Here is a 20,024-nt window from a genome sequence, read left to right as displayed (position 1 = left end):
CTTCGCGAAACGGCTCGCGGAGGCTTCCCTGCCTCGCTCGCCAAGTTGCAGCCCATGGTCGTGGAACCCGAACAGTCGCTGGTCGCGCGCGTCGTGGAGCTGCGCCGCAGCATCCATCGACGCCCGGAGCTCGGCTTTGACGTACACGAAACCGCGGCGCTAGTCGAGCGCGAGCTCGATGCGCTGGGTATCGAGCACCGGCGCCTCGCGAAGACCGGCGTCGTCGGAATCGTGCGCGGTGCGCTCGAGGGGCGCGTGGCGGCGCTGCGCGCCGACATGGACGCGCTTCCGATTACCGAGCGAACGGGTCTCCCTTTTGCGTCGGAAATCGACGGAAAGATGCACGCCTGCGGCCACGACGCGCACACCGCGATGCTTCTGGGCGCTGCGTCGGTGCTTTCGAGAATGCGCGAGCGTCTGCACGGTACCGCCGTCCTGATCTTTCAACCGGCTGAAGAAGGCCCCGGCGGCGCTGAGCCGATGATTGCGGAGGGAGCGCTGGACGGCCCGCGCGTCGACGCGATCGCGATGTTGCACGTCGATCCCCGCCTCGAACCGGGAGCGCTGGGCATCACGCCTGGTCCCGTCAACGCGTCGACCGACGAACTCTATCTCACGGTGCGCGGCAGAGGCGGCCACGGTGCGTATCCGCACACGGCGGTCGATGCGATTCCCGCGACGGCGGCGATCGTGCTCGCGCTGCAGAATATCGCGGCGCGTGAAACGGATCCGCTCAAAAGCGTCGTGGTGACGATCGGGACGATCAACGGCGGCTACGCAAACAACGTTATTGCCGACGAGGTGCAGATGCACGGTACGTTGCGCGCCCTCGATCCGGAGATTCGCAACGGGCTCGAGGCACGCGTGCGGCGCATCGTCGACGGCGTCGCCTCGGCGTACGGCGCATCGGCCGAAGTGCGCATCGCACGCGGTTATCCGCCGGTGCTCAACGACGTCGCACTCGCCGAGGCGTTTGCGGCGTACATGCGCGCGAACAGTACGTTTCGAGTGGAGCGAATGCCGCCGACGATGGGCGGAGAAGATTTCGCGTACTTCGCCCAGCGGGTTCCCGGCGTGCACGTGCGCTTGGGGGTGCGCAGCGATTCCGCCGGTTCTATCCATCCGGGGCACAGCGCTCAGTTTCGTATCGACGAGGCCGCGCTTCCGGTGGGGGTGGCGACGCTCGTAGCGTTCGTGCAGGCGGTCGGCAGCGGTGGAATTGGTGTATAACCATGCACAATACGTTGTGGACGGTTGAGTCGGGAGGCCCTACAGATAGTGTCCAAGAAGCATTGGACATGGCTGTTGTCACCGGTATGCCCGAGCGGCCCGGACTGCGGTCGTTCAGCGCGAGCGTCGACGTCGAGACGTCGGCCGAAGAAGCGTTCGCGCTGCTCTGCGCGGTCGAAAAGTGGCCAGTATGGCTGTCGTTCTTGCGTAGCTCCCGCCTGGGCAATCCGGCGGCGCCCATCGAGCTGGGAAGCGAGGTGATCGTTCGGTCGTCCCTGCCCGGGGATGAGGAGCAACTCTTCGAGGTCGACGCATTCATCGCCAACTTTCATCTGTCGCTGGTCGGCGCGTATTCCGTGCGGCGCCGGCTCGATTTTCGAATCGAGCGGAAGACGACCCGAGCGAAGGTGCACGTGCGCTTTTCGTATCCGGCCTATCACGGACGGCTCGGCGCGCTGCTGGATCGCTGGCGTCACGGGCGCCGCTTCAACGCGGCCCTCAACGACGCGCTCGTTCACTTTAAAGGCCTGGTCGAGTACCGCCGGGACGAACCGGCACTCGGCGACGTCTAAGCAGACGAGCTCTAGCAGTCGTTGACCAGGACTGCTAGGAGTGGGTATACTTCCTACTGCGATGCCTCTGTACGACTATAAATGCACGAAATGCGGGACGGTTCGCGAGGTCCGTCACGGGTTTAACGAGAGCCACGACCAGCCGTGTCCGGCGTGCGGCGCGGCGATGACGCGCGTGTTCAACCCCGCGCCGATCGTGTTCAAGGGCTCGGGATTTTACGCCACGGATTCGCGGCCCAAGAGCGACACGAAGAGCGACACAAACACCGACTCCAAGAGCGACTCCAAGAGCGAAAGCAAAAGCGAAGCGAAGCCCGAGACGAAAACCGAACCGTCATCCGGCGGCGGCAAGAGCGAGTCGGCCGCGTGATTGTGGGCGCGTTCTGCGTCGCGTCGCTCGTGCTGATGCTGCTCGGGGCGCTCAATCTCATGCGCGCGCAACGCACCTTGAAGACCAAGCTCGCGCACCTCGAAGAAACGCAGCGCCGCGCGATCGATCCGCAGCGGCTTGCGGCTGTGTCGCAGCGCATTACGCGTGACGTCGAGGCGGTAGCGCCACTGATGGACCGCGCGCGTCGATCGGTGTCGACGATCGGCCTTGCGCTGCGCTACTGCGCCGTCGCGGTCCGTATCGTTAGATTGCTGACTTAAGCGCCGCCGGGTCCAAACGGCGTCTCACCCTCGTCGCCGCCTTCGGGCGGTTCCCATTGCCACGTCGAGGACGGCGGTATCCCCTGCGGCGGCGCTCCGAACGGGTCGGGAGCCGGCATGGCAAACGGCGCTCCAAAGGGGGCTTGTGGCGGCTTTGGTGCCTGTGCGGGCGGCGCGTTGCCTTCGGGGGGGCGCGGCGCGCCAAAGGGTAAGCCGGGCACGAATCCGGGCGGCGGCTCGTTCGAAGCCGGCGCGAAGGGCGCGGGCTGCGGTTGGGGCGCAGGCTGCGCTTGCGGCGCGGGCGCCTGTGGCGCCGGTGACTGCGTTGGCTGTGTTGGCTGCGACGGTACGTCGACCGGCGGAAACTCGTAACCCGCTTCGGCCGTTACCGGGCGCTCCGTCGACGGCGGCGCTTTGGGAGCGACCGCCGGCGCTGCCGGAGCCGGCAACGGTTTGGGTGCAGTTGGACGATCGCTGAAGCGCGGCACGGGAAGCTCGCCTAACGCCGCGCCGACTAAGACGAACCGCGGCGGTGGGAGCAACTGCGTGTCGGAGCGGCGCGCGATTTGACGAAGCTCGTCGATAAAGCTTTTCGGCGCGTCCTCGACCTCCATCGTCTTGAGCAGCAGATCGATCGTGTCGATCAGGTACTCGCGTGGCGGGACCTTCGCGAAGGCGAACACGTGCTGTGAAATATCCGCCTTCACCGCCTGAAGCAGCTTTTTCCAATACTCAATGGGCTGGTAATACTCGAACTGTCCGAGCTCGCGTTTGGCCTGCGAATAGAGCAAGGCGATGCGCTTTCCGAGCGCGTCGCCGGGCGGAGCGGGCTCGACGATCGCGACGCGTTTTCCAACCCGGGCGAGCTCCGACGTGACCTGGGCGTGAAAAAAGGGATCGATTTCGTGCAGGTAATGAAAGGCGATCGCTAAGTCGAAGGCGTTCTCTTTCGCCGGAATGACCGACGTGCTGCCGCGCAGCAGTTTCGCCCCCAGTTTGGCATAGCGGTGGATCGCCGTGTCGCGATGTTCGATAACCGTGACTTCGGCGCCGGAGTCCATCGCGCGGGCGATCTCGCTGCCGGCCTCCTCGCCGTAACCGCAGAAGAGCACTTTCATCCCCGGCTCGATGCCCATGGCTTCCCAGACGATCGTCTCGAGGTAGCGCGACTCGCGCTCGAACTCATCTGCGGTATAGACCGCTCTTATTTCGTTCACGCGCGCACCCCCGCAAGCGTGGTTAGGAAGTTCGGGAAGCTGACGTCGATGCTCGCGTCGCTGTCGATGGCAATCGGTCCGGCGCCGCAGGCGAGCACCGCTGCGGCCATGGCGATGCGATGATCGTCGTGCGTACTCACCGGTGCGGTGGCCGCCGATCGCGCCCCGCAGCAGACCGTTAAGCCATCGGCCCGGGCGATTGTCTCGACCCCGACGGCGGAGAGTAAGCCCTGTGTCGTCGCGATGCGATCGGACTCTTTCGTCCGCAGCTCCCGGATACCCGAAATGCTCGTTTCGCCTTCGGCGAAAGCCGCCGCGACGGCGAGCAGCGGAATCTCATCGATTGCGCGCAGCGCCAGCTCCGGACCAACCCCGATCGCGTGCAGCGGCGCGTATCGTACGGCGACGTCCGCCACCGGTTCGCCGGCGACGGTGCGTTCGTTGCGCAGCTCGATGGACGCACCCATTAAGCGCAGCGCGTCAAGCAAGCCCGTACGAGTGGGATTGACGCCAGTACCGCATACCGTGACGTCGCTCCCGGGAGCGATCGCCGCGGCGGTGATGAAGAAGGCGGCGGCCGAGAAGTCGCCGGCGACGTCGATCGGCTTGGCCGAAAGCGGCGTCGTTCCGAGGGAGACGTTGCGTCCGTCCCAGGTCACGTCGGCTCCGAGATAGTGCAGCAGACGCTCCGTATGATCGCGCGAACCGCGATCGCCGGAAATATCGATCGCGGTTTTCGCAAAGACGCCGGCAAACAGCAGTGCGGATTTCACCTGTGCCGAGGGCGAGAGCAAGATGAAGCTGCGCGTCTGGATCTGCGGCCTGCCCTGCAACTCGACCGGCATGCGGCCTTCGGTCGTCGCGATCTTCGCGCCGAAGGCGCGCAGCTGCGCGGCGACGGGCTCCATCGGGCGCCGTCGCAGCGACGAATCCCCGTCGAACCGCGCCGGGACGTTCGCGCCGGCACAGGCTCCCAGGAGCATCCGCGCGGTCGATCCGGAGTTCATGCAATCGAGGTCGGCTGCCGGCTCGCGTAAGCGAGCTCCGCTGACGACGACGTCGTCGTTGTCGCGTTCGATCCGCGTGCCCAGTGCGGCAAGCGCCTCCAGCGTCGCGCGAACGTCACGCCCGGGGTTGAGATTGGCGATGCGAACCGGCTCTGGAATCGTTGCCGCGGCGATGAGAGCGCGATGCGAAATCGACTTGTCGCCGGGAACCGAAACGGTGCCGCGCACGGGACCGGGCGCAAACGTCGCAGCGTTGAGCACGGATGCTGTGTTACCGCCCGGCAGGGTCCATCCCTCCGGTGAAATTGTCAATAAATTGGGCGAAAATTGCATCCCCACGCGTAGGAAATCGCGATTTTTAGCGGTAGACACCTCCCAATTGCTTTGCTCTTCAGACGGAAAGGGACGGATGAACAAGGTTGATTTGGTACGCTCGGCGATGGAACGCCTGGAACTGTCGCGCAAAGACGCCATGACGCTGGTGGATGGGCTCTTCGAGGACATTCAAGCTGCCTGCGTTAGCGGCGAGCCCGTGAAGATTCCGGGCTTCGGACAGTTCAAGGTTCGCGACCGCGCGGCGCGGATGGCACGCAATCCGGCGACGGGCGAGCAAGTGAAAGTTCCGGCAAAACGCGTCTTCAAATTCTTGCCTGCGAAGGCTCTCAAAGAAGCCGTGATGGCCAAGCGCGGCGGCGGAGCGCGTAAAGCGAAGAAATCGGCGCCGGCGCGTAAAGCGAAGAAGGCCGCACCCGCGCGTAAAGCCGCGGCGAAGAAGAAAGTCGCGAAGCGCCGCCGCTAAAGCGTTCGCGTTAAGACAGAAGAAATGGCGCTCGGTTCACCGGGCGCCGCTTTCTTTTTGCGGCCCTTGAGTTACTGAAGCTTTCCGATGCGGTTGCCTATATACTCGGTAAACCACAACGCGCCGTCGGGACCTTTGATGATGCCCCATGGATAGCTGCCGGTATTCGGCAGCGAAAACTCCACGAGGGTTTTGGTGTTCGGATCGAGCCGTCCGATCGCGTTGTTGCAGTATTCTGCAAACCACAACGCGCCGTCGGGTCCGGTGACGATACCAGCCGGCTCCGTAAACGTATTCGTGAACGCATATTCTTGGGTAATCGAACCGGCGGTCGTGACGCGCGCGATGCGATGCCCGGCGCTCGCACTACCGCCCCCCGGGTTTTCCTCGGTAAACCAAAGTGCGCCGTCCGGACCGGTCGCGATCTGACCGGCACCGAGGCTATTCGTCACTAGGGGTCCCATGAAATCGTTGGCGGTACCCGATGTGGTCATCGTGCCGATTTTATCGACGCCGGGTTCGGTAAACCAAAGGTTCTTGTCGGGACCGGTCGTGATCCACCCGGGGCTGGAACTAGAGGTCTTCGTTGGATACTCGTGCATGGAACCGATGCCACCGTCGATTGCGCTCGCATTGAACTTGACGACCTTGCTGTCCAACGAATACTGTTCGGTGAACCACATGTTCGAGTCTGGCCCGTACGTGATGCCGTAAGGGGCGGAGCCGGCACCCCCGGGTGACAGATATTCGTTCATCGCAGAAGCCGGCGATGACGGATCGATGTTTCCGATTTTGCCGGAGCCGCACTCAGTGAACCAAATCTTCCGATCGTCGGAGGCGTACGCCAGCGCTACGGGCTGGGCGTTTGCCGACAACCCATTAGAATAGCCGCTCGGATGCGTTCCGGAGGCAGCCGACGTACTAATCCGCCCGATGGCGCTGACGCTGTTTTCAGCGAACCAGAGTGCGTTGTCCGGGCCAACGATGATGCCTTGCGGCCCACTGCCGTAGTTAACGGGGAACTCGGCAACTACGGTCGGCTTCGAAAGCGTGAAGATTGCCGAGCCTGGGATCGCGCCGTTACTGGGCGTCGCGCCGATCGAAGAAGTAAAGCCGTTTTTCGCCTCCGTCGACGTGATCTTCGTCGAATCATAGGTCAGCTTCGAAGTCGGCGCGGCAAACGCTACGCTCGTCGCAGAAAAGGTAAACATGCCCGCGCTGCCGTTGGTCGCCGAAAGCATCATCGTGACTGCGGTTCCAGCGGCCGAGTACCAGCCGTCGTTGATGATGGTATTTCCGTCGGCATCGAGCGCGCTAAGCGTCACCGTTTGGATGTCTTTATCGATAACGGGATTGACCGGCCACGAGAGATGCACCGCCGCCTTGGCGACGACGCCGCCGACGGTGACGTTGAGCGAGTTGGATTTACCCGCGGCAATCGTCTTCGCACCGGAACCGATCGCGAGTTGTTTCGCAGCGGAGAAACCGCCGCCGGACGGCGCCGCGTCGTACGTCTTGATGACGAAGTCGTCGCTGCCGGGGGGTGCCCCCGCGGAAATCGTGCATTGCCGCCCACCGGTGACGGCCTTACATAGCGACGACCCGGCCGCAACCCCGGCGTTGGTCGTGCTGACCGGCGTCGAACTCCCGTGCACCGAGACGATCACCGCGATTCCGCGCGTGCCGTTCGCGACGAAGAACGGGCGCATCGACCGTACGTCGCGGTGACGCCAGTGTGGAATGAAGATACGCACGGCGACGCGATCTAGCTCAGCGGCTCGGAGCCCCGGGCGTCCATTCGGCGCACTCCCTTGGCGCAGCGTGGGAAGGGCTGTCGAACTGCACGCGGCCAATGCGCAAACCGCCGAAACGGCAAAGGCCGTCAGAATTAGCTGGCGATGGATCTTCATAGGTACCATCCTAACGACCGGGCGTCCAGAGAGCGTCCAACGCCGTCGGCGCAGTGCCGGTGCTAGGTGAGAACGGTAGCGGCGATGGGTGAGGGCCGCCGGTGCACCCGGCAAATGAGAGAACGACCAATACGTAAGGGAGCGGCGCCCCCGATTCGTCCACGGCCCTCAATGGCGCGTGTAGGTAAGGGGCTCCGGCGTCAAGAGGATGGGCTGCGCGGGGTTCGCCGCAAGTTGAGCGTCGACGTCTGTAACGAAGGCCGGATAGAATCCGTGTTCCTTGGCTCCGGTCCACCACGCATCCCCGAGCGGAGTCGTCAAGACGCTGCACAACAACGCTCCGCCGGTTAACTCGAAGGTACCTTTTGGAAAAACGCCGCGTTGCGTGCGGTCCCAGATGTGAAACGCCGCCAACGCAATCTCTTGCAGCATTTGCGCGAGGCGCAGTTGTTCGGTGGAATCCAACGTGCGCTCGCCGCTCAAACCGGCGGTCATCAGTTCGGCGATATCGGCGTGCTTGGCGATCGCCATTCGAACGACGGTCCATTGAGCCATCGTGGAGTTGTGTTCGTTGCGCTGGAGCTCGAGCGTGTTCCCTTTGATCTGAATGCCGACGAAAATGAGGGATGCGACCACGGCGAGCGACGCCGCAATCTGAAAGATAAGGCTGACCTGCTCGAGCGACATTGCCGCACCCCTTAGCTGGTGGGGAAGGTGGGAGTCGAACCCACATGAGTTGCCTCGGCCGCTTTTGAGGCGGCTGCGTCTGCCATTCCGCCACTTCCCCTAAAGAGACGAAACGCGCCGATTCGCCCGCCCTCGGTCGCGCACCTATCGCGGAGGCAGGTCGCCTGTGACCTCTACAGTGATGCCCGAAGGCATCGCGCCGGCGGCGAGCTGCTTCTCCCAGGCGGCTTTGTTTTTTACCGCGGCTGCATACGTTGCGGTTATCGTCAGGAGGCGCTCGACGCCGGCGAAGGTAGCGGTCTTATAGATGGGACTTACGTCGCCGTTGCGTTGATAGAGCGCGCGAACTTCAACCGTCGACGCAGCCGACATCTCGGCGAGATGCGCGAGCAGAATCTCCGACGCTTGAAGTTCAACGTCTCGGATTTTCTCGTCGTGTGAGCTCGGCGTCGCGACGAGCGCTGCAACCGACTGCGTAATATCCCAAAGGACGATTGCATTGCCTTGCGTTTTTGCGACGATGACTTCGCCCTTTATGGACGAATCCGGGGCTGCTGCGGCCGGCAGCGAAAATGCCAGGTAGAAGGCCAGTGGTAACAATTGTAGCGACCGGAGCATCGCCAGGAGCTTATCTAAGGTGGCCTCGAATCCTCGCGAGCCGATGCAGCGAAGCTCAATCGTCGCTTGCCTGACTATTCTGGCGGCGCTTTCCTCTTTGCCCGCGCGAAGCGCCGAGGTAACTACACTTGCCGGCTCGGGTCTCCCCGGCTTGGAAGACGGCCCGGCAAAGACGGCGAGTTTCCTTATGCCCGAAGGGCTCGCGCTCGCGCCGAGCGGCGATCTCTACGTTGCCGATGCCGCCGGACAACGCGTACGAAGAGTCTCCTCCAGCGGCATCGTGTCGACCGTCGCGGGCTCCGGTGGAATCGACGCTAGCGGATTATGGGTGCCGGGCGGATTCGCCGACGGCCCGGCTCAGTCTGCGCGATTCAACCAGCCCTCAGCCGTGGCCGTCACGCCGTCGGGCGCGATCGTCGTCGCGGACACCGCAAACCATTGTCTACGTTTCATTCGCGGCGGCATCGTTTCAACGTACGCGGGGCGTTGCGGCGAAGCCGGTTCGCAAGACGGAACGTTGACGGCCGCGCGCTTTGCGCAGCCCCGGGCCCTTGCGTTCGATACTCACGGCATCCTTTACGTCGGGGACACGAGCGTCGGCGTTCGGCGCGTCGCGCCGGACGGAAGCGTAACCACGCTTACCGCTGCGCCACCCGACGACAAATCGCTGCGTGACGTTACCGGCTTGAGCGTCTGCGATGCATGCACGTCCCCACAGCTCTTCGTCGCAGCGCGGGGCGGGATGCTGGTGTACGACTTGACGCGTTCGGCCGTAACCCGGTTTTATAAAACCGGTGTGTGGGACGACGATCCCAGCGGAGCGTACGTCGCTGGAACGCGAACGTTCGGATATCCATTTGCCATCGCCGCGGTCGACGACGACAAGGTCGTCTACACCGACATCGCCACCAACTCCATCCGTTTTTTCACCGGGTCGGGGGAGAACGTCGCGGCCGGCCCCGCGACCGAGAATGCCGGATTTAGCGCCGGCGAGTTCCGCGATGGCGGCAGCGACGTCGCGCGCGTCGACCAGCCGATGGGTCTAGTGCGGACGGCAAGCGGCGCGTTCGTCTTTTCGGACACCGGAAACCGCCGTATCCGCACCGTCTCCGGGATCGACTTCCGGTATCAGGTGGCGCCGTCGGAACTCGCAGCCGACACGAAATATTACCGGATTTTCTTTCTCGGAAACTCCGATACTTCGAGCAATCAGCAGTGGGATCAATCGATTTCGGGGATCGTCGAGCAAGGTTTGAGCCGGAACTGGCGCGCGCTTGGACTTCCCAAACCGCCGCGCGTTTATCCTCGGCAAGTGTTAGCCGATATGAACGGCACGCGAGACTTTATCGATCAATATCTCGCGACCGGTTTAGCCGACATGGTCATTCTGCAACTGAATACCGGACACGTTTCGATGACGATAAACCGGCCGATTACCGAAAGCGTCGATCCCTACGCGGCGCAGTGGCAACCGCAGGTCACCGACGCGTTACGAACGATCTCGACGACGTTGAGTAAGAATCGCGTTCCGTTTCTCGTGGCGCTCGATCCCCTGCCGTGGGAAGTGTCTCCCTCGGAATCCGCGTACACAGGTATTTTCCTACCCCCGGGTTATTCGCCGGCACCCGGTCCCCCAACCGAGTACGAACGCTCCGGCGAACTTCTGCGCGAAGCGGCAGCGGCCGCAGGCGTTCCCGTGGTTAACGCGTTCCCGATCTTTGCGCGCGAGGAGCTGCTTCCCACTCATCCGGCACTCTTCGGAGCGCGCGACTCGCACTTGTCGGTTCAGGGCGCCGCGGTATACGCACAAACGATTCTCAACGAGCTGCTGAAGACGAAACCCTGGAGAGAGCCCTAATGCCGATGGAAACGGACGAGATTTACCGGAGGCTGACGAAGATGCTTCGCGAGATCTTTGACGACGAAACGATCACGGCAACCCCGGAACTCATGGCCGATCAAGTCGCCGGTTGGGACAGTTTCGCACAGCTGCGGCTCATCCTGACGGTGGAGAAAACGTTCTCCGTCGATTTTGCAGCCGCGCAAATAACCTCGCTTAATAACGTGGGCGACCTAGCGGCGCTCATTCAATCGAAGCTCCAGTGAGCGTTCCGTCCCTCGAGTTTCTGGTCTTTTGCGCGTGCGTTGCAGTGCTTCTCGCCCCGTCCTTCGGACCGGCGTGGCGCCAATGCGTCCTCCTGGTCGCCAACGTGGCGTTCTTTGCCACGTTTGCGACCGGGCCGGTTTCCGTCGTTCCGTTTGCCGTCTTCTTGATCGCCGGATTCGGCGCGATGCGATTCGTCGAGCGATATAAGAACCGTTGGGTGTTTTACTCGATTCTCGTAGGATTGACGTTCGGGCTATGCTGGCTCAAGCGCTACGCCTTCGTTCCGTCCACGGCGCTTCTGGCCAACGTGTACCTGACGGTCGGGCTCTCGTACGCGTTCTTTCGCGTCGTGAGCCTCGTGGTGGATGCCTATCAGAACGCGCTGCCCGCGCGGGTGAGCCTCGTTTCGTACGCAAACTACACGCTGAACTTCACGACCTTCGTTGCGGGTCCGATTCAGCTGTATCCGCCGTTTAGGCGAGATGAGGAGCGTCCGGCGCGCTTGAGCGCCGAGGTTGCCGGCCGCGCGACCGAACGCATCGTGATGGGACTGTTCAAAGTGATGGTCGCATCGCCCGCCCTTCTGTTCGCGCACCAACACGCGCTGCAGTGGTCAGGCTCTGCATTGGCATTGCCGGCCCGCGTGCTGGACACCGGTCTGATCCTAGCAATCTATCCCGCGTACATTTACGCCAACATCTCCGGTTATACCGACGCGGTCATCGGAGCGGCCAGATTCTTGGGCATGGAACTGCCGGAGAACTTCAACGTCCCGTTTGTGGCTCGAGGATTTATCGAATTCTGGGGTCGATGGCACATGTCGCTTGCGAACTGGTTCAAGACGTACGTCTACTCGCCGATGCTGCTGGCGATGATGCGCCGGTTTCCGTCGGCTGCCGCCGCGCCGACGCTCGGGGTATTGGCGTACTTCGTCACGTTCTTCCTCGTTGGCGTTTGGCACGGGCAGACGTGGATGTTCGTCATCTTTGGCTTCGTCAACGGCGCGGGTATGAGCGGAAACAAGTTGTACCAGCTGGCGATGACCCGTTGGATGGGCCGCGTCCGCTACCAGGCGCTCTGCGCGCATCCGGCATACGCGGCCGTTTCGAGCGGCTTGACGTTTTTCTGGCTGTGCCTGGTGCTGGTGTTCTTTTGGGCGAGTTGGACGCAACTGGGCGATCTCGTTCGCGTGGCGGGAGCACCCGCGATTGGGCTTGCCGTGGCGGCGGTCATACTCGGTTTTGCGTTACTGTACTGGCCTGCGATAGCGATAGCCACCGCCGCCGGACGAATCTTGGCGAAGACGCCGGCAGGGTATCTGCGGGCGGCCGGGTACGCGGCCGTAGCGGTGGTCGTGGTAACGGTTGCGGTCATCTTTAACGCTCCGGCTCCGCAGATCGCGTATAAAGCTTTCTAAATAGCATGAAGCCGTATTCGTATAACGTCGGGCTCGAGTTTGGGGCGGTGGCCCGCGACCATGCGCGGCGCCCGGCGTTACGTTTCCCCGACGGGCGTGAGGTCTCGTACGCCGAGCTCGACGATCGGGTCAACCGCTTCGCATCGGAGCTTATCCGTCGCGGGCTTCGGCGCGGCGACGTGATGGGGATCGTGCATACCAAAACGCTGGATTGTTTCGCGGCAATGCTCGGCGCACTTAAGGTTGGCGCTGCCTACTTGAACCTCGACGACCTCAATCCCGCAGCCAGGCTCGAGCACATCTTGTCGACCGCGGCGCCGGCGTTCGTCGTTGCGCAGACCGTTCCGGACTCCGTGCGCGATGCGGCGGCCCACACCGGCATTCCCACCTTCGCGTTCGACGATCCGGCGTTTGCGCGTGCTATAGAAGCGGCACCGGCCGGCGAGCCCGCCACGTGCGCGGCGGTAACGGGCAGCGATCCGGCGTACGTCATGTTTACGTCGGGTTCGACCGGCGTGCCTAAGGGCGCAATCGTCACGCACGGCAACCTGTTGAGTTTTGCGAGTTGGTGCGGGATGCGCTTTGGATTTGCGCCCGGCGACTTTCTCACGAATCTCAATCCGCTGCATTTCGACTTTTCCGTGAGCGACGTCTACGGCGCGCTGCTCAATGGAGCCGCGGTCGTTCCAATCGCGCGCGAAACGCTCGCTAATCCCAGCCTGGTGCTCGAACAGGTGGAACGGTCGCAGTGCACCAGCTGGGGCTCGGTGCCGTCGCTGGTGATCTATTTGACGACGTTGAATCTCCTCGCGCCGGATCGGCTGCCCGCGATCCGCCAGTTCATTTTCTGCGGCGAGGTGTATCCCAAACCCGAGCTTCGCAAGTTGTTCGCGATGTTCGGTCACCGCAGCAAGTTGATCAACGCCTATGGACCGACGGAGTGCACCTGTTTCTGTTCGGCGTGGGACATCGAAGCCGGCGATTTAGAGGATCTCGAAGGGACCGTGCCGCTGGGACACATCGCCGAGAACTGTTCTGCAGTCGTGCTTGACGACGGCCGTGAAGTCGGACCCGGCGAGATCGGCGAGCTGTACGTCATGGGACCTCAAGTGGGTTTGGGATACATTAACGACTTCGCGCGAACTCAAGGAGCGTTCGTCGCCAATCCGGTCAACGCGCGCTGGCCGGAGCGCGCATATAAGACGGGTGACCTCGTCCGGTTAGGCCAAGACGGCCGCACCCTTGTTTTCGTGGGGCGCGCTGACAACCAGATCAAGCACATGGGATACCGCATCGAGCTCGAGGAGATCGAAGCGGCTATCAATCGGCTCGACGGGGTCGTGCAGTCGGCGGTCGTTCACAAAGCAGACGGCAGTGGTATGAAAATCATCGTGGCCTACGTCGCGCCCGACGATGCGCTGACGAAAGCGGAGCTTCGCGCGCGGCTGCGCGAGACGTTGCCGGCGTACATGATTCCGCAGAACTTCGAGCTTCGCAAGCACCTCCCGAAGAATGCCAACGGAAAAGTCGACCGAGTCGCTTTGGCCGCGCAATAGGCTGGCCGTTGCGGCGGTTATCGTCGCAACGATCGCGCTGCTCACCGTTGCCGAAAACGCCGCGGTTTCCGCGTACCTGTCGAGCAGCGGCCGCTTTGCATCGGATTTCTCCGCCACAGCGCTGGAGCACAAGCTCGACGCAATCGCAAAGCAGCCTCCGCAAGTCGTCTTCATGGGCGACTCGGCACTGTGGGGCTACGGCGTTCCTGCAGACGGCAATGCCGTCGCCCTATTGGCGAAGGGCGGTTGCTCGTGCGTGAACCTGTCGTTCAAGGCGGGGAGTCCGCCGAACTATTACGCGCTCACGCTGCTCTTCGCGAAGTTTCACGTCCATCCAAAGCTCGTCGTTTTGGAAATCAACCAGCCGTCGTTTAGTCCCGGCGATCAGTCGTATAAAACGCTCGCTCCCGCTCTGGCCGCGCTTGCCGGACCGTTAATGACCCCGGCGGATCGTTCGACGTTGGATGTGGCCGATGGCGGAGAAGGCGTCCTCGCGCGGTTAGGCGCTGCGATGGCTTCGGCTTGGCTCGTGTACGGTGCGCGAGCGGATCTGCGCGACGCTCTCTCGGGCGACGCCGATGCCGTTCCCAAAGAACGGCCGGTGGCCGAGGATTTTCTCGGCACATACGATTTGGCACCGCTGGACGAACGCAACGTGGGGGTGCGGTATCTCGAAGCGGTAGCCGACGCGTTGCGCGAGCAGCGGATCCCGGCGATCGCGTTTCTCACTCCTACCAATCACGCGCTGGTTCACGAGTTTATCGACGTTCCCGCCTACGCTCGCAACGCCGATTATCTGGTGAAGATTCTGGAAAGCCGCGGAATCCGCGTGGTCGATCTCGACCGGGCCTTTCCTCAAGTGGACTTTATCGACAATACTCACCTGACGCAACGAGGCCAGCAGCTCTTGGCGGCGACGCTTGCGAACGACATTCCCGCACTGCGCATCCCTTCACCGCCGGCGCGCTAATCGCGGTCGGCGACGACCTCGATGTGCGGGCTGATCCGCACGAAGATGTCTTGATTTGACGTTACGAAGTCGGCCCAACGCCGCAGTTTGTCGAGATGCTCGTCGCGACCCGGCGGCAGCGCCTGCATCCGGCGTTTCCACACCGTAGCTGTGGGCAACGTTTCGCCTCGGCGATCGGCCCAGTGCACGATGCGCCAGCCGGTGACCTCGAGCAGGTCGCGTAATTCGTCTTTCGACGGCGCCGACATTTGCAGTCCGGTCGAGGGAATTGGAAACTCGGCGCAGTTGACGCGCATGACGACGCGTTTTACGAAGGCGTGCATCGTGCGCAAGAGCTCTTCCTTGTGCGTTAGATACTCGAGCGACTCCAGAAAGACCGCGCAATCGAACGGTCCAGGCGGCATCGTGTGTTCCGCGTCGCCATAACGAACCGCTAGGCCGTGCGAAGCGATATACGCATATTGCGTTGCGCTCGGCGTTAGACCCAGAGCGCGGCAGCGGCGCTCTTTCGTCCAAATACCGAGCGGACCGCCCCATCCGCAGCCCACGTCGTACAGCGTGCTGCCCTCGGGCACGAACGGGAAGAGGTCCGTAATCGAACGCCGCAGCGCAGCCGTCATCGCCGCGTCGTCGGGGTCGGTCACGCTTGGATCGAAAATACCGAAGTGAAAGTGCAGCCCCTCGCCAAGAACCGGGCGCCACGATTCAAAGGAGGCGTCGTCGAAGGCAGCGATTTCCGGCGGCGCCGAAACGGTTTGCGGCAGCGCCGGATCGAGCGCGGGAACCTCGCGCAAGAAGCGCTCGCGCTCCACCTCGGCGCTGCGCGCGACGGCGGTCTGGAAGCCGGCGAGTTCGTTGGGAACGTGCTCTAGGGTCGCCGAAAGGCGAGTAAAGAACCGCACGTGGTCTTGAGTCAAATCGAGTTCGATGGCGGTGACGGGCGCGCTGCGCGAAAGCGAAGCCAGCGTCGTTAGCGATGCCGGATCGGGATACCAGGGAAACTCGACCGCGACGCATTCGACTCGTCCGTCGCTGCATTGGAGCCAGTACGGCGAACCCATCTGCACGAGGCGGTGCTGGAGCAATGCATCCACGATTCGGCGCGACGATCCGCGGCAGACGTCGAGCAGTTCGCTCCCGCCGTTCGGCGTCGGGAGAAAGCCGCGCCGTAGGGAGAATTGCTGCCAATGCCCGTCGCCCCATCGCCACCCGTCGTCGCCGAGAAGAAGCGCGTAGCGCAGCCCAGTGCCGCAAACGGAGACGGAAAATGCGCGCGCGGCGCTTGGATTGGCGTCGCGAACGGCTGCAGAGGCCTCGTGCGGAGCGTTGAAGTCCTCCAGCAGCGCCGCGAGCAACCCGTCGTGCGCGCGCGCGACGGTCATGGAAAATCCGGCGACGCGTTCGTCACGATCGCCCGTCACGGCGGTTACGTACTCGGCGCGAACGCCGCCGGCGGCACACAGATGCGCGCTCGTGCGCCGCAACGCGTCGTTCAGGCGGTCGCCGCTCGATTCGGTCACAACGCGGCAGTCGCTTCAAGCGGCGGGCGCCGAGTTCCCGTATGCAAAGGCGTTTCATGCGTACGGGGTGAACAAGCGCGCCGTGCGACTGGTGCCGTGCGTTCTCATCGGGATTCTGCTGGCGGCCTGCTCCGGCCAAGCGATGTCGCTGCCTTCGATTGCTCCGAACGCGTCGCCGCATCGGGCCGCCAACGCGCGGTATAGAATCGTGCACACGTTCGACGGCGCCTCCGGCGGCGCTAATCCCGAAGCCGGCCTTATCGTCTCCAATGGAACGTTCTACGGCACGACCTTTAACGGCGGCGCGCACGCCGGGGGCGTGGTCTTTGCGGTGACGCCGTCGGGGCAAGAACGAGCGCTGTATAGTTTCGCCGGAGTGGAAGACGGATTCAACCCATACACGAGTCTGACCGAGGTCGACGGCACGTTATTCGGCGACACGACGTCGGGCGGCGGGTATCCGTGCCACTTTCATTACTATGCAAGCGGATGCGGAACGATTTTCGCCGTAAGCGGTACCGGTCGCGAACGAATCCTCTATCGTTTTGAGGGCACCGCCGACGGCGCGACTCCTCAGGTCGGGCTCGTCACGCTTGGCGGGACGCTATACGGGGCCGCACAATACGGCGGCGGCGGGAAAAAAGCGTGCGGTGAAGGCGGATGCGGAACCATCTTCAGCATCACGACCTCCGGAAAGGAACGCACCGTCTTCACGTTCTCGGGTGCAAATGGTTCCTCTCCGCTGGCCAGCATGATCGTTGTGAACGGGTTACTGTACGGCACGACGTTTAGCGGCGGAGCGAACAACAAAGGCACCATCTTCGGGCTGGCACCGTCGGGAAAACAACGCGTCGTTTACAGCTTCAAGGGCGGGAAGGACGGCGCGTATCCCTGGGCACCGCTATTGGCGCAAGGCGGCTCGCTGTACGGGACGACGCTAACGGGTGGCGGGGGAAAAGGCTGCCGTCAGAATCTTGGATGCGGGACGATCTTCAAAATCGACGCATCCGGCAAGGAGACGGTGGTACACCGTTTTGGAGACGGCTCCGACGGCGGGAATCCGCAGACCGGATTAACCTACGTAAACGGCGCGTTTTACGGTGTGGCGGCGCGGGGCGGCAATACGTGCAAAGTCGGTCTGGGCTGCGGAACGCTCTTCAAGATGACCCCGTCGGGAACGTTTTCGGTTCTGCACCGCTTTAACGGCGGTGTTTCCGATGGTTCCGCTCCGCAAGGCGATTTGTTGTATTGGAATGGTTTGCTGTACGGTACGACCTTGAGCGGCGGAAGCGGCGGCTGCTACGGTTCGCTGGGTTGCGGAACGATCTTCTCCGTAAAACCGTAGATCGGCTCGCGTAACAAGCTTTCCGCCCCGGCGGCATCGGCTACCGCAACGATGGCGAGGTGAAACTCGACGTCGCGCCGCGCGCAGATTAGGGTGACGATTGCGGCACCCCGCGTCAGTCGCACGTCGACGCTTGCGACGTCACCGGGCAGCCAACGCAGCATCGCCAACCGTCCGTGGTCGAGGATCCCGACGCCGTTGGCGTCGGGCGGACGCACCACGGTATCGCCATCGGCGTAGGCGAAACCGGAGATACTCTTCAAACGTGCGGTCGATGCGGCGTCGTGAGGAGTGAACCGTTCGTTGACGACGATATCGCCGCTCGCACCGTTTCGGATCGTGCGCTCGAACAACGCTCCCCCGTTGGGAATGTCGGGTGCGTCGTAAACGCAGTGTACCGTGGTATTCGGAGATAGCGCAGCGTGCCCGCAATCGTATGGTCGATTAAACGTTCCGGCTGGGATCGGATGCGTGTAAGCGGCAATGTAGTCACGCGTCGACGGCGACGGCTCGGGATCGACGGCGTCGCGCAATAGGCCGATGCTCGTTGCGACGTCATTGTAGGGGTATGGACCGCCGAATAGCCGGCGAAAGCGCGCGCCGGCCTCCGCGGAAAAGTCGACGTATATCGGCTTCGGTGTCTTTGTAAAAGGTTCTCCGTGACCGACCCCGGATTCCCTGATAACGCACGCTGATTCGCAGCGGCTTGAAATTCCCACGGGAATAACGCGCGCAGATCGCGCTTCGAGTGCGAAAGAAGGTACCGTGATCGTACCATTTGCCAGCCTTACGCGAAGAGGCCCTATTTTGCGCGGCGATGCGCTAGCGTTAATGGTATCGACGAACGCGAACTTGGAATCGTCGGCGAGGAGCAGCGTCGATGAACTCGCGTCGAGCAACGGCCGGACGTTTGAAAGGTTCGTGAGCAGCTTCCCCGAGCGCTGTAGTGATCGGAGCCGGTGCACGGCTTGCGGCAGTAGCCGCATGGGAGGCGCACCGCTTAGGACAACCGGAAGCACGAACTTGGGATACTGATGAAGCCAAACCGCATCCGCGTATGACAGATCGACCAGCGCGCAGTTCAAACGTCGGGCGTGACAGTCGCGCTGCATTGCCAGCGTCGCGTCCCTGAATGCAGCAAAATCGGCGTTCGTCAAGGTTTTGGCTTGATAGAGACTCGGCGGCCAAATGATGGCCGCATCGAAGGCTGGATGGGTTCGGGCTAGCAGCCGGCCGTATCGACGTATGGCCCAAATGCCAAACTCGGCCGTCGGCCCGTACCGCGGCGACGTCTCCAAACCGTCGGTCAGCGCCGCGTCCCAGAAATAGTCCCAGTTCGCCCACGGCACTTCCCAGCCGGCTGGATATACCGTATCCTGCACCGGGAAGTTCACGATGCCGTGCATCCCGTCGCGCAAGAGTTCGTTGAGCGCGAGCGTTGTATTCGTTGGATCGGCGGGACGCGGTTTACCTTCGTCGGCACCCTGCAGCCAGCCGGCTTGAAACTCGGCTTGCATCAACGGCACGTGCGGCTGCGTCTGCAGCAATCCGGTGGCGAAGTCGAGCTCGGCGAGATCGTGCGCGCCAATCGAGTACGCGTCGCTCTGATACCAGTCGCCCCACGACCATGCCGGCGCGGCGGCCGGAACTTTCATCTCGAACGTATTGAGAAACAGGGGAACGCGGTCACCCACGATGCTCTGGACGGCCAAGCGGAGAAAATCGACGTACTCGTGCCAGTGCGGCGCGGGATAAGTGTCGTTGTCGATGTAGGCGCCCTGATCGTCGTCGAGTGCGATCGCGATGACGTCGTGGCTGTAGGGCGCAACCGCCGTTAAGACGTCGCGCAGCCACTGCGATGCATAGCGAAGATGCGTCGAGTTCGCCAGCCATTCCGACGCGGCAGCATCGGCGTGAGCGTTCTGAAGCGTCGCGGTAGCCGGATAACGCCCCTCGAGAATGTCGTGGAGCGGCATGTTGTACTCCGGCCGCCTCAGCAGCCAATCCGGATATCCGCCGTTGCGCCACTCGTTGCGGATCACGGGACCCGGACGCAAGATCACTTTGAGTCCGCGTTGGTGGATCAGCCGAAGCAACGCTTTGAGGTCGCGCCTGGGATCCGTTGCACCGCTAAAATCGGGAAGCACTGCTGCCGACGGCTGATGCCAGTTCCAGATAACGTAGAGATCGATCGTATTGATGCCCATCGCTCGATAGGCGTCGAGCGATGCTTCCCAGCGGTCGCGCGGAATGCGCTCGTAGAAGAAGGCGGCACCGTAAACGAAAAACGGTTGACGGTCGACGGTGAAGACGGGATAACCGTGGTCTTGCACGATCGCCGAGGTATGCCACGTGTTCCATGCCAAGAGCGCGGCGATCAGAAGATGCATCGTCAGCGACGTTCGCGAACCCATCGCC

The 20,024-nt window shown here is 62.8% G+C and carries 17 protein-coding genes, 1 tRNA gene and 1 pseudogene; 11 read left to right on the top strand and 8 right to left on the bottom strand.

The annotated features are described in order from the left end of the window. Positions 1–54 precede the first annotated feature (54 nt). The 4 genes from VGG89_04170 to VGG89_04155 all read left to right on the top strand — a co-directional run bounded on the left by VGG89_04170 (position 55) and on the right by VGG89_04155 (position 2,453). Positions 55–1,230, top strand: a complete 1,176-nt coding sequence (locus VGG89_04170) for a M20 family metallopeptidase (protein ID HEY1975712.1) — start codon at positions 55–57, stop codon at positions 1,228–1,230. A 68-nt stretch (positions 1,231–1,298) separates the two neighbouring features. Continuing rightward, a complete protein-coding gene (locus tag VGG89_04165; protein HEY1975711.1) occupies positions 1,299–1,802 on the top strand; it encodes a hypothetical protein in 504 nt (167 codons plus the stop codon). A 61-nt stretch (positions 1,803–1,863) separates the two neighbouring features. Next, positions 1,864–2,172 (top strand): FmdB family zinc ribbon protein, encoded by a 309-nt coding sequence (locus VGG89_04160; GenBank protein HEY1975710.1) that lies wholly within the window; start codon positions 1,864–1,866, stop codon positions 2,170–2,172. Continuing rightward, complete coding sequence (locus VGG89_04155) at positions 2,169–2,453, top strand: hypothetical protein (protein ID HEY1975709.1); 285 nt, start codon at positions 2,169–2,171, stop codon at positions 2,451–2,453. The genes VGG89_04160 and VGG89_04155 overlap by 4 nt, the downstream gene beginning before the upstream one ends. Here VGG89_04155 and VGG89_04150 read toward each other — a convergent pair. Continuing rightward, complete coding sequence (locus VGG89_04150) at positions 2,450–3,670, bottom strand: hypothetical protein (protein HEY1975708.1); 1,221 nt, start codon at positions 3,668–3,670, stop codon at positions 2,450–2,452. The genes VGG89_04155 and VGG89_04150 overlap by 4 nt on opposite strands. After that, on the bottom strand, positions 3,667–4,938 hold the full coding sequence (gene aroA / locus VGG89_04145) for a 3-phosphoshikimate 1-carboxyvinyltransferase (GenBank protein ID HEY1975707.1): 1,272 nt from the start codon (positions 4,936–4,938) through the stop codon (positions 3,667–3,669). Before aroA ends, VGG89_04150 begins: the two co-directional genes overlap by 4 nt. Positions 4,939–5,086: 148 nt before the next feature. Here aroA and VGG89_04140 point away from each other — a divergent pair. Beyond that, positions 5,087–5,353: pseudogene (locus VGG89_04140) on the top strand (HU family DNA-binding protein). A 194-nt stretch (positions 5,354–5,547) separates the two neighbouring features. On the opposite strand, the gene VGG89_04135 reads toward VGG89_04140, so the two are convergent. From VGG89_04135 to VGG89_04120, 4 genes are all read right to left on the bottom strand, one after another. Then, on the bottom strand, positions 5,548–7,386 hold the full coding sequence (locus tag VGG89_04135) for a hypothetical protein (GenBank protein ID HEY1975706.1): 1,839 nt from the start codon (positions 7,384–7,386) through the stop codon (positions 5,548–5,550). Between the two features lie 168 nt (positions 7,387–7,554). Further along, positions 7,555–8,073 carry a hypothetical protein gene (locus VGG89_04130; protein ID HEY1975705.1) on the bottom strand — a complete coding sequence of 173 codons (519 nt, stop codon included), beginning with the start codon at positions 8,071–8,073 and terminating at the stop codon, positions 7,555–7,557. Between the two features lie 16 nt (positions 8,074–8,089). Then, positions 8,090–8,173, bottom strand: a tRNA-Leu gene (locus tag VGG89_04125). A 44-nt stretch (positions 8,174–8,217) separates the two neighbouring features. Continuing rightward, a complete protein-coding gene (locus tag VGG89_04120; GenBank protein HEY1975704.1) occupies positions 8,218–8,691 on the bottom strand; it encodes a hypothetical protein in 474 nt (157 codons plus the stop codon). A 97-nt stretch (positions 8,692–8,788) separates the two neighbouring features. Here VGG89_04120 and VGG89_04115 point away from each other — a divergent pair, with 97 nt between their 5' ends. Genes VGG89_04115 through VGG89_04095 form a run of 5 tightly spaced genes read left to right on the top strand, consistent with a single transcriptional unit; the run spans position 8,789 to position 14,741 of the window. After that, a complete protein-coding gene (locus VGG89_04115) occupies positions 8,789–10,549 on the top strand; it encodes a hypothetical protein (GenBank protein HEY1975703.1) in 1,761 nt (586 codons plus the stop codon). Further along, the gene (locus tag VGG89_04110) at positions 10,549–10,797 is read left to right on the top strand and encodes an acyl carrier protein (protein ID HEY1975702.1); all 249 of its coding nucleotides are present in this window, start codon (positions 10,549–10,551) and stop codon (positions 10,795–10,797) included. The genes VGG89_04115 and VGG89_04110 overlap by 1 nt, the downstream gene beginning before the upstream one ends. Beyond that, complete coding sequence (locus VGG89_04105) at positions 10,794–12,215, top strand: MBOAT family O-acyltransferase (GenBank protein ID HEY1975701.1); 1,422 nt, start codon at positions 10,794–10,796, stop codon at positions 12,213–12,215. The genes VGG89_04110 and VGG89_04105 overlap by 4 nt, the downstream gene beginning before the upstream one ends. A gap of 5 nt (positions 12,216–12,220) precedes the next feature. After that, on the top strand, positions 12,221–13,771 hold the full coding sequence (locus VGG89_04100) for an amino acid adenylation domain-containing protein (protein HEY1975700.1): 1,551 nt from the start codon (positions 12,221–12,223) through the stop codon (positions 13,769–13,771). Next, positions 13,728–14,741 (top strand): hypothetical protein, encoded by a 1,014-nt coding sequence (locus tag VGG89_04095; GenBank protein HEY1975699.1) that lies wholly within the window; start codon positions 13,728–13,730, stop codon positions 14,739–14,741. The genes VGG89_04100 and VGG89_04095 overlap by 44 nt, the downstream gene beginning before the upstream one ends. Here VGG89_04095 and VGG89_04090 read toward each other — a convergent pair. Further along, complete coding sequence (locus VGG89_04090) at positions 14,738–16,261, bottom strand: methyltransferase domain-containing protein (GenBank protein HEY1975698.1); 1,524 nt, start codon at positions 16,259–16,261, stop codon at positions 14,738–14,740. The genes VGG89_04095 and VGG89_04090 overlap by 4 nt on opposite strands. Between VGG89_04090 and VGG89_04085 the strand changes: the two genes are divergently transcribed. Then, positions 16,215–17,606 carry a choice-of-anchor tandem repeat GloVer-containing protein gene (locus VGG89_04085; GenBank protein HEY1975697.1) on the top strand — a complete coding sequence of 464 codons (1,392 nt, stop codon included), beginning with the start codon at positions 16,215–16,217 and terminating at the stop codon, positions 17,604–17,606. The two genes, VGG89_04090 and VGG89_04085, sit on opposite strands and share 47 nt — an antisense overlap. Here VGG89_04085 and VGG89_04080 read toward each other — a convergent pair. Further along, positions 17,561–20,020 carry a beta-galactosidase gene (locus tag VGG89_04080; protein ID HEY1975696.1) on the bottom strand — a complete coding sequence of 820 codons (2,460 nt, stop codon included), beginning with the start codon at positions 20,018–20,020 and terminating at the stop codon, positions 17,561–17,563. The two genes, VGG89_04085 and VGG89_04080, sit on opposite strands and share 46 nt — an antisense overlap. Positions 20,021–20,024 lie beyond the last annotated feature (4 nt).

The sequence above is a fragment of the Candidatus Baltobacteraceae bacterium genome (assembly GCA_036488875.1).
Classification (GTDB): domain Bacteria; phylum Vulcanimicrobiota; class Vulcanimicrobiia; order Vulcanimicrobiales; family Vulcanimicrobiaceae; genus JAFAHZ01.
Note: the sequence above shows the minus strand (reverse complement) of the source record. Positions and strands in the feature narration are given on the sequence as shown.